Source organism: Microbacterium sp. CPCC 204701 (genome assembly GCF_004010105.1).
GTDB lineage: Bacteria > Actinomycetota > Actinomycetes > Actinomycetales > Microbacteriaceae > Microbacterium.
On sequence record NZ_RRYE01000359.1, the window covers coordinates 1 to 2,947 of the forward strand.

A 2,947-nucleotide genomic window follows, 5' to 3' on the forward strand; every position below is an offset into this window, starting at 1 on the left:
GGCTGCATCGAGGCGTTCGCCGGGGGCGGCGCGATCGCCGAGCACTGGGCTCGTCGCAGCGCCCTGCCGGTGCGCGACGTGTTCGACGCCGCCGATGCGGGCGAGCCTTCGGCGATGCAGCTGCGGGCGGGCCTCGCTCGCGGCGTGGCCGCCGCGATCCGGGTGCTGGTGCTGACCGCCGACGTCGATATCGTGGTGCTCGGAGGGGGCGTGACGGCTCTGGGCGATCGGCTGATGACGGATGTCGCGGCTGAGCTGACGGCCAGTGCCGAGGCATCCCCGTTCATGCGCTCGCTGCGCTTGCGCGAGCGGGTCGAACTGCTCCCGCCGGGTTCGCCGGCGGCAGCCCTCGGCGCCGCCCTCGTCGGCGCCGCGGGCGATGCGAGGCACGACACCGAGGAGGCCCTGATTCATGGATGAGAAGTCCCATGGCGATGAGAAGTCCCATGGCGATGAGAAGTCCCATGGCTGAGATCGTCATCGTCCGCGACAAGGAGGCGGCCGGCGCCCTCGTCGCCGACCACATCGCGACGCTCATCCGCGAGAACCCCGAGACGGTCCTGGGCCTCGCGACCGGATCGACGCCGCTGCCGGTGTACGAGGCGCTGCGTCCGCGGCTCGAGGGCGTCGACGTGTCGCGTGTGCGCGGGTTCGCGCTCGACGAATACGTCGGCATCGATCCGGCGCACCCCGAGAGCTACCGCTCGGTCATCACGCGCGAGGTGGTGGAGCCGCTGGGACTGGATCCGGCGCTCATCCGCACCCCGGACGGGTCGGCCCTGGGCATCGAGTACCACGGCGAGGAGTACGAGGCGGCGATCCTCGACGCCGGCGGCATCGATCTGCAGATCCTGGGCATCGGCACCGACGGCCACATCGGCTTCAACGAGCCCGGCTCGTCGTTCGCGTCGCAGACGCGGGTCAAGACCCTCACCGAGCAGACCCGCCGCGACAACGCGCGCTTCTTCGACTCGATCGACGACGTGCCGATGCACTGCATCACCCAGGGTCTCGGCACGATCCTGCGGGCCCGTCACCTCGTGCTCCTCGCGTTCGGCGAGGGCAAGGCCGCCGCGGTCGCCGGCGCGGTCGAGGGACCGCTTTCCGCGTCGCTCCCGGGCTCGGCGATCCAGCTCCACGCGCGCGCCACGGTGGTCGTCGACGAGGCGGCCGCGTCGCAGCTGACCCGTGCCGACTACTACCGCTACGCGTACGACAACAAGCCCGACTGGCAGGGCATCTGAGGCATAGGCTGACGCCATGACGGTCCCCACGCCCCCTCCAGACACCGCTGGCGCGTCGCCCGGAGTCTCCGGGCGCGTGGGTCCGGTCTCGGCCGGTGCCGCCCGTGACGCACGGCTGGCGTGGATCATCGGCGGATCGCTGCTGGTCGCGCACTCCGCCGCGATCCTCACGTTCAACGACATGCCGATGCCGCTTCCCGGCGGCGACCTCGTGCTCGCGGCCGTGTGGGCGGGCGCCCTGCTCGTCCTCGCCTTCGGCATCCGCCGCTCCGGCAGCGTCGTCGCGCGGCGTCCGCTCGGGGTCACGGCTCTCGTGATCGCCGCCGTCCACCCCATCGTGTCGATGCTCGTGTTGATCCTCGTCCCGTTCGACCCCTCCGATCCGACGGCGGGGATCATGATGACGCACACGCTGGCTGTGGTGCAGCTGGCGGCCCTCGCAGTCGCGGCGGTCGTGATCGGGCGCGCCGGTGCGGTGCCGCACCGACTGCGCTGGGTGCCGCTCATCGTGCTCGCGGTGTCGGCCGGCGCCCAGATCGCCCTGCAGGTCGTCGCCGTCGGCATCCCGAATGCCCTCCTTCAGCCCGGCATGGTGGGGCTGTTCCAGGGCGCGGCGCTGCTCGGAACGCTCGGCCTCCTGGTCCTCGGCATCCTCAGCATCGTCTTCGCTCCCCGGGAGCAGGCGCAGCCCGGCGACCCGGTCCAGATCTTCCCGCCGACCGCCTGATCAGCGACGCGGCGCGCAGCCGCGGATCAGCGCCAGGCGAAGCGGATGAGGTGGTTGCGGCTGAGGGGCGCGAGGGGAGTGGCGGCCACGTCGGTCTGCGCGATCCACCGGAACTTGGCGATCTCGGCCGCCGCGACGACGGATGCCGCATCCAGTACGGCGCGCAGCAGGTAGGCGTCCGCGACCACGGTGTGGCCGGGCTCGTTGGCAGCGGCATCCGTGAAGCGTCCGAGCGGTTCGAAGTCGGCGGGGTCGGCGAGGATCCCGGTCTCTTCGGCGACCTCGCGCACGACCGCGTCGAGCGGCGTCTCGCCGTGATCGGGCTTGCCGCCCGGCTGCTGGAACACGTCGGCGTCGTGCTTGCGCACCACGAGCGCTCGCCTGAAACGATCGACGACGACGGCCGCGCTCGCGCGCACCTCGCGCGCGCCGACCTCGCTTATCGGGCGTACACCTTGCCGGGGTTGAGGATGCCCTGGGGGTCGAACACGCGCGTGATCTGACGCTGCAGCTCCCACTGGTGCTCGCCCAGCTCGTCGACGAGCCAGCGGCGCTTGAGCACGCCGATGCCGTGCTCGCCGGTGAGGGTGCCGCCCAGGCGCAGCGCCGCGTGGAACAGATCGTCGGCCGCGGCCCAGATGTGGTCCGGGGCTTCGACCACGCCGAACTCGTCGGGCTCGGCGTGGAAGATGAAGTTCGGGTGCAGGTTGCCGTCGCCGGCGTGGGCGACGGTGGGGATCACGATGCCGTGGTCCCGCTCGATACGTGCGATCTCGTCGAACATGGCCGGCAGCGCGCTGCGCGGCACCGAGACGTCCTCGATCAGCGTCGTGCCGAGGGACTCCATCGCCGGGTGCATCGAGCGCCGGATCGCCAGCAGGCGCTCGCCCTCCTCGCGGTCGCGCGACACCGTGACGGTGCCGCCGGCGGCACGCAGCACGGCGGCGATCGCGTCCGCCTCGGCCGCCGCTGCCGG

5 protein-coding genes are annotated in these 2,947 nt (G+C 72.1%); 3 read left to right on the forward strand and 2 right to left on the reverse strand.

Annotated features, from left to right (window positions below; genetic code table 11):
* From EIO58_RS15320 to EIO58_RS15330, 3 genes are all read left to right on the forward strand, one after another.
* Positions 1-420, forward strand: a 420-nt coding sequence (locus EIO58_RS15320) for an ROK family protein (RefSeq protein ID WP_127820238.1), incomplete at its 5' end; no start/stop codon positions are given.
* Between the two features lie 44 nt (positions 421-464).
* Positions 465-1,244: a glucosamine-6-phosphate deaminase gene (locus EIO58_RS15325; protein ID WP_127820239.1), complete on the forward strand. Its 780-nt coding sequence runs from the start codon at positions 465-467 to the stop codon at positions 1,242-1,244.
* A 16-nt stretch (positions 1,245-1,260) separates the two neighbouring features.
* Positions 1,261-1,971 (forward strand): hypothetical protein, encoded by a 711-nt coding sequence (locus EIO58_RS15330; RefSeq protein WP_127820240.1) that lies wholly within the window; start codon positions 1,261-1,263, stop codon positions 1,969-1,971.
* A gap of 26 nt (positions 1,972-1,997) precedes the next feature.
* On the opposite strand, the gene EIO58_RS15335 is transcribed toward EIO58_RS15330, so the two are convergent.
* Together EIO58_RS15335 and EIO58_RS15340 are read right to left on the reverse strand one after the other, a co-directional pair.
* The gene (locus tag EIO58_RS15335) at positions 1,998-2,489 is read right to left on the reverse strand and encodes an NUDIX hydrolase (protein ID WP_342447984.1); all 492 of its coding nucleotides are present in this window, start codon (positions 2,487-2,489) and stop codon (positions 1,998-2,000) included.
* Positions 2,411-2,947 (reverse strand): FAD-binding oxidoreductase (locus EIO58_RS15340; protein WP_274543220.1); only part of this gene is annotated, 537 nt, incomplete at its 5' end. The genes EIO58_RS15340 and EIO58_RS15335, both read right to left, overlap by 79 nt.